The following is a 5,806-nucleotide window of genomic DNA, read 5'->3' as shown; positions in this document are numbered from 1 at the left end:
CTGCGAGGGTTTCCCCAACATACAACTTAACCAACCTATACAACTACTCTTAACGCTCCGCTTTTGTGAGATTCCCCTGTAGCGGTTTAGCCTTTCGACTATCGCTACGTTGCACCAGTGACACTTATTCCCTCCACATGCAACGCATGCCAATCCGTAAAACGGACACGCAGGAGCAGGCAAAGCTCGATCTAGGATGCTTATTTGATGATTTAAAACACGGATTAACGAAGACTTATCATTTTGAGTCTTGATCTAAACACTGTTTATTGTGAAAATAGAGTTCAGGTACAAGCCTTTGTGTGAAATCTGCACGAGTTGGTAGCTCTGCTGATCTTCGTTACTTGATGTTCCACCATCAAATAACTGCGTACCGCTGAATATAAAGCGAAAGCCCATTGAGTTGCAAGATTCAATGGGCTTTTTCTTTGATCAATCAGATATTAAGACAAAAAAGAGAGGTCATATCTAATCATGACTAAATCCCTAATCAAGCACGTTTCAATGCCATAATATGGCGAACCATATCGTTAATATGTTGTTTTGTTTCATTATCTTGTGAACTTAACCATGCAACTACATCAGCATCAAAAGCCTGTGCTTGAGCGATGGCGTGACGTTCCTGTAATTTTTTCACAAAACTAGGTTTAACCAATGGCGCATTGGTAGGGTCAAAATTTTTATAGCGTTCTAGTTCATTTTGCATTGCTGTACCTCCGCTTTTGGTGATGTGATGGTTCAAATGCAGTGATTATTCTCGCAACATCTCCACGTTCAACCCAAACCACTGTTAATAGTCTACCACGATTGCTTAAACCGACTGATATTAGTCGTTGTTCATCATAGTGTCCTACATCCTCAAAAGAGATCAATGCAGGATCAAGGAAAATACTACAGACCTCCTCGAACGTGATTTCTCGCCCTCGATAGACTAAATCCATTTTTTGGTCATGCCATTCAAATAACAAGCCGTAATATTCAATTAATGGCATGATTACCTCTTTTCCTCTCGTGAAATAAAAAATATGCCTATTATTTTGGGTCTATGACACAAAAATCTCCATTTTTTCCATATCCGCACTGCTTTTTCATCACACGAACACACGGTTTAGATTCCTCTCCAACAGTACAGCTTCCAATATCAAACTGGATACCTTGCTGTCTTAAGCTCTCGATCTGAGGGATATTTTCTAAAGGTTTGATATAAACACTGAATAACCAAATGATGCCAAGCATCAGAATAGCGAAAATGCCTAAAATAATGGTGATGATTTTCCATGAAAATTGATCACTAGTTGATTCAATCGAGTTTTTTAAATGTCCAAGTGCCTTAGCGGTCTTGATAAGCTCTGCTGTACCCTCCTGTAAGCCCGTATTTAGCGATTTTGATACAGTGCTATGGGTTTGCTCTGCGATGACCTTCTGAATGTGTTCTTTCGTGATTTGAAGCTCTTTAACGGCCTGATTGACTAGGTTCTGCTGTTGTTCTGCAACTGCCATCAGTGCATATAACTTTTTTTCATCAGGTGTCATCGGCTCATCCCTCTAAACTTCATTGTTTTCTGTTGCTCTCGTTCTAATTTCTGCTGTTCTTTGTACTGCTGTAAGGCAAGCTGTTTAAAGCTGGCAAAATCAGCCTTAAAACTCTCAATGCCCTGTTTAATTTCTTTGTCTGAGATAGGGCTGTTTTTGAGGTCTTTCAGGTCGTTTTTAGGGTCGCCTAAATCTAGTCGCTCAAGCTCTTTATAGGCTGTACGTGACTGTTGCAAGGCTTCCCTGATTTCAGGGTCTTTGGCTTGGCTTGGTAAGAGTTTCTTTTCAGGGTCTTTCTCTATGCCTTGCTCTTTGTAGCTTCGCATATCAATACGGCTGTCAATTTGGTGTTTTTCCAAATGGCTATTGCATAAATCCGCCCACCTTTGGCGTAGGTCTTTAATATCAGTTTTTCGTTCCTGGTAACTCTTGCCTGTATTGTCTTTTTTAGCTCCGCCACGTTCAGGATTCTTGCTGTTATAGCGTTTGAAATATTGCTCTGGATCTCGTTCGATTCCATCTTGCAGACGTTCATTAAACATGAGGTGGATGTGGGGCTGATCGTTGCCGTCCATTGCTTTAGGGTTATGAATTGCAAACTGATACGGATATTTTGAGCCAATTTCAGACTGAATAAAGTCTTCAACCAGTTCTAGGCGTTGCTCAGCATTCATCTCTCTAGGCAGGGCAATTTCATATTCTCGATAGGTACTGCCATTTTTACGCTCGTAAAGGTCGGCTGCTTGCCAAAAAGTAATCGGATTATGTTCAGCCCATTTCGGCATATTTCCATAGTCACTATGTTCAAGGTCGGATTGTTCCTGTTTCAGCTTTTTTTCTTCGTCCCGATCAATATATTCGGCATGCGGTGCTGCCTTACCTGCCTTACCAACTTTCACACTTAAACGAGCTATCGCCATTAGGTTTTTTCCTGTGCCTTTTTTCGGTCTAGTTCTTTCTTAAATGTTCTTTGATCGAGTATCGAAGCCCACATCATAATGATGATAATTAGCGGTGCTGCGATCACGCCAAAACTAATATCTTTGATTTTTCCCAATACCTGTTTTAGTTGCATGCTGTTGCTCCTAGCTTTGGTACTTCTTTTTTTCATTCAATTTTCAATTGAACGAAAAAAAGAAGTTTCAGGGTTTTAGGGATGAAGTCCCTAACGTGCTTAGGTTTCTCAATGAAATTGAGAAACGTCTAAGCGCGCCATCAAATTTTTGATGGAAGTACAGGCGATAATCTCCAGAACGACTTTAACAAAATTACGTTACTCGAACGTAAATATTTTGTTATCGTTCTTTGAGTATTGAGCCTGTGCTTTTGCGGTATATGAATTAATGGAATTGAATATGAATAATGATTGGCTGTCTGAAAAAATCACATATATTTCTGCTTTAAAGAATCCTAGTGATGCTCAAAAACTTTTACTTGAATTAGCCAAAATTCAGTACAGAACACCCGACCAAGAGAAAAAAATCAATGCCTTGATCAAAGCTGAAAAAGCCATAGATCGAGCAAATAAGCAAAAAGTTGCAGTTAGAAAATTATTGAATGCCGAAAAGGAAGCAGAACGTAAAGCTCGTACACGTCATCTCATTCAATTAGGCGCACTATTTGAAATAGCTAACCTAGATCAGCGTGACCCAGCCGAATTACTTGGCATTCTTCTAAAAACTGCTGAAATTGATCCTAATGATATGAAATGGCAAATTTGGAAAGAGCTAGGACAAGAAACTTTAAATCATCGTAAAAAAGACAAAAAGTGATTGTTCAGAATTTTTATTCAACTTTATCTAAGCACGTAAAAAACTCATCTATATACAGAGGGTCTAAAAATTATATTTTTGATTTATAAAGATAATTAAAGATTACTTTGCATAAGGTGTATTATCTTAATAATAAGGCAACTAAGGTAGGATGAATTTTATGGCGACTGCAATTCGTGCAGATTATTGTACAAATATGACTATAAACAATTGCTCTTTTTCAGGGTTTAACAATTGTATAGAGATGAACTTTTGTACTAACTTCAATATATTAGGTAGTGGTTTTTTTAATTCTAATAATGCTGTCTTTTTATCTAATTGCTACGGAAAAGGAGCTATATCAAACAACTATACTCATAATGTAAATAATTTAATTTCAGTTGCTGATTCAAAACTAAAATACCCTCTTCCTTCAAAAAATAAGGAAAAGCATAAAATCATAAAAAAAGAGCAGAAGAAAAATAGTTCAATAAGGAATATAGAATTTAATAAAAAAATTAAAGAACTTATTAACTTAGAAGCTAACCAAAAATTTATTAAGAGAAATCATCAGTTAGCTTGTAAAATAAAATATATAAAAGCAAATCTTGGAAAATTAGAAGCTGAAAGCCTTCTTTTCTTGACTCAAGCATTAATGCAGTACGATCTTCAAAGTTAAGATGATGGTATGACAATTTTATATACTCCATAAACCCTTTAAATTAATTAGGTGGTTTATGTCGCACTTCAAGTTTTACTCTGCCAAGTATTGATATTATTAAAGCTCTTAAGATAATTTAACATTCGTCATTTCCCATAAGAATTTAATAAAATACTATATGGCTGACAGATAGATAAAAGACTAAGAAAAGAAAAGCAGACAAAAAAATACCATCGATAATAAAATTGGTTAAAAATGTTGCACGATGAAATTTAAATAAACTTGCAAAGCTAATAAATTAACACTTTTATATTCAAAAAAACTTAAATCACAAGTTAAGCTAATAAACAGTTTTAGCTATTTTAAATAAGCTCATTTTAAAAACCAAAATTTAGATTTATTGGTGATATAAAACTTTAAATCAATAGCTCCACTAACGCTCTTCACTTATTTATTTAAAATTTAGCGACGTAAAAAGACAATTAAGTATTTTTAGATAATGCTTGGAATCAATTCAATTCATCAAGTTTTAAAAAATAATTCCTTTTGTCAGGTCTATCATTTTTTAAATGCTTTAAAAATATTTTAGCAGTTTCCTCCGATGCATCCTCTCTTAGGCAACGTTCAACAAAGGATATATCTACAAATTCATCTGCTAACCCAGCACGGCCAAGATCTAAAAAATAAATTTCATTGAATTTATCTATAAAAATATTACTATCCGTGATATCGCCATGAGAAAAAACCAATCTTTCTTCAACACGAGTCTCAGTTAACTCATTCCATAGACTTAGGTAAGTTTTATGGTCTCCCCATAATTCAGCGTCAAAATCATCTTGATCTATATCGTCAAGGAGTTGGTTATCAATAAAAAATTTTGACTCTTTTAACCGATGATCAATGTTTGAAATAAATGGACAATCAATAATAGCAACTGAATTTAACAGATTGAGTGCCTCCTTATAGATAGCAAGCAATTCTTGGTCTGTTAAAAAAAGCGCTGAAATTGGTTTTGCATTGATCGCTTTAGTGATCATGAATTCAAACTGCTCATCCTGAAAAGTCATGATGAGTTCAGGCACCTTTAATTTCTCAGAGAGCCAACTCAACATTTTCGCTTCGCGAGAGACACTGTATGTGGTCTCTGTATATAAAGTGCTAGATCGCTTAAGAAAAAAAGTTTCATTATTTCGATTAAAAGAATAAACATCCGATGGCGACTGACCAATTTTATTTGGCTCTAAAACACTGTTTCCAATAAATTGTTGAATAATATTGGGCAATTCCATCAAGTTTTCCTTTTATTCAGCATTAAAACCCCGCAAATGCAAGGCCTAGTAAATAGATGATCTTAATTTGGTTCACTGTAGCAAAAATATGGGGCGAATTCAAAACTGGTTCAATAGCCTAAGCAGAAAAAGGAGTATTTGATTATCCGCACTACTATACTTCCTAAAAAAAAATGCTCTCAACTTCTCAACTCGTACCCAAAGCGTCGCACTTCGTGCTTTGGCTTTGGAAACGGTTGAGAGAGTTTCGGCAATACTCTCCCTAAAGGCGGTCATTTAAAAAAATGACGCATCCTTTAAGTATTGCCGATTTACCGCATATTCTTTTGGCTTCGGAGCCACGTATATCGGTCGTATCCGCACATAGCTTTGCAAACTATGCAGACAAGGACTAAAGGTCTTGCACCTCTCCCCACACGCTCCCTGTCGAAGTATGGCGGTATCTCTGCGAGGGTTTCCCCAACATACAACTTAACCAACCTATACAACTACTCTTAACGCTCCGCTTTTGTGAGATTCCCCTGTAGCGGTTTAGCCTTTCGACTATCGCTACGTTGCACCAGTGACACTTA

At 36.3% G+C, this 5,806-nt stretch carries 8 protein-coding genes; 2 read left to right on the top strand and 6 right to left on the bottom strand.

Annotation, left to right across the window (positions count from 1 at the left end; genetic code table 11):
- Positions 1-490: 490 nt before the first annotated feature.
- From FTU05_RS17135 to FTU05_RS17115, 5 genes are read right to left on the bottom strand one after another with little or no spacing between them, the layout of a single operon-like run.
- Complete coding sequence (locus tag FTU05_RS17135; protein WP_004847384.1) at positions 491-706, bottom strand: hypothetical protein; 216 nt, start codon at positions 704-706, stop codon at positions 491-493.
- Positions 696-992, bottom strand: a complete 297-nt coding sequence (locus FTU05_RS17130; RefSeq protein WP_002011632.1) for a BrnT family toxin — start codon at positions 990-992, stop codon at positions 696-698. The genes FTU05_RS17135 and FTU05_RS17130 overlap by 11 nt, the downstream gene beginning before the upstream one ends.
- A gap of 40 nt (positions 993-1,032) precedes the next feature.
- Positions 1,033-1,533 carry a hypothetical protein gene (locus FTU05_RS17125; RefSeq protein ID WP_025464991.1) on the bottom strand — a complete coding sequence of 167 codons (501 nt, stop codon included), beginning with the start codon at positions 1,531-1,533 and terminating at the stop codon, positions 1,033-1,035.
- Positions 1,530-2,453 carry a MobA/MobL family protein gene (locus tag FTU05_RS17120; protein WP_002011644.1) on the bottom strand — a complete coding sequence of 308 codons (924 nt, stop codon included), beginning with the start codon at positions 2,451-2,453 and terminating at the stop codon, positions 1,530-1,532. The genes FTU05_RS17125 and FTU05_RS17120 overlap by 4 nt, the downstream gene beginning before the upstream one ends.
- Positions 2,453-2,608 carry a heme exporter protein CcmD gene (locus tag FTU05_RS17115; protein ID WP_161772599.1) on the bottom strand — a complete coding sequence of 52 codons (156 nt, stop codon included), beginning with the start codon at positions 2,606-2,608 and terminating at the stop codon, positions 2,453-2,455. Before FTU05_RS17115 ends, FTU05_RS17120 begins: the two co-directional genes overlap by 1 nt.
- Positions 2,609-2,888: 280 nt before the next feature.
- Here FTU05_RS17115 and FTU05_RS17110 point away from each other — a divergent pair, with 280 nt between their 5' ends.
- On the top strand, positions 2,889-3,305 hold the full coding sequence (locus FTU05_RS17110; protein ID WP_025464995.1) for a conjugal transfer protein TraD: 417 nt from the start codon (positions 2,889-2,891) through the stop codon (positions 3,303-3,305).
- 160 nt (positions 3,306-3,465) lie between these two features.
- The gene (locus FTU05_RS17105; protein ID WP_031380830.1) at positions 3,466-3,963 is read left to right on the top strand and encodes a hypothetical protein; all 498 of its coding nucleotides are present in this window, start codon (positions 3,466-3,468) and stop codon (positions 3,961-3,963) included.
- Between the two features lie 491 nt (positions 3,964-4,454).
- Here FTU05_RS17105 and FTU05_RS17100 read toward each other — a convergent pair whose 3' ends face one another.
- Positions 4,455-5,234 (bottom strand): APH(3')-VI family aminoglycoside O-phosphotransferase, encoded by a 780-nt coding sequence (locus FTU05_RS17100; RefSeq protein ID WP_002011642.1) that lies wholly within the window; start codon positions 5,232-5,234, stop codon positions 4,455-4,457.
- Positions 5,235-5,806 lie beyond the last annotated feature (572 nt).

The sequence above is a fragment of the Acinetobacter sp. YH12049 genome, from assembly GCF_013419875.1.
GTDB classification, from domain to species: Bacteria; Pseudomonadota; Gammaproteobacteria; order Pseudomonadales; family Moraxellaceae; genus Acinetobacter; species Acinetobacter amyesii.
Note: the sequence above shows the minus strand (reverse complement) of the source record. Positions and strands in the feature narration are given on the sequence as shown.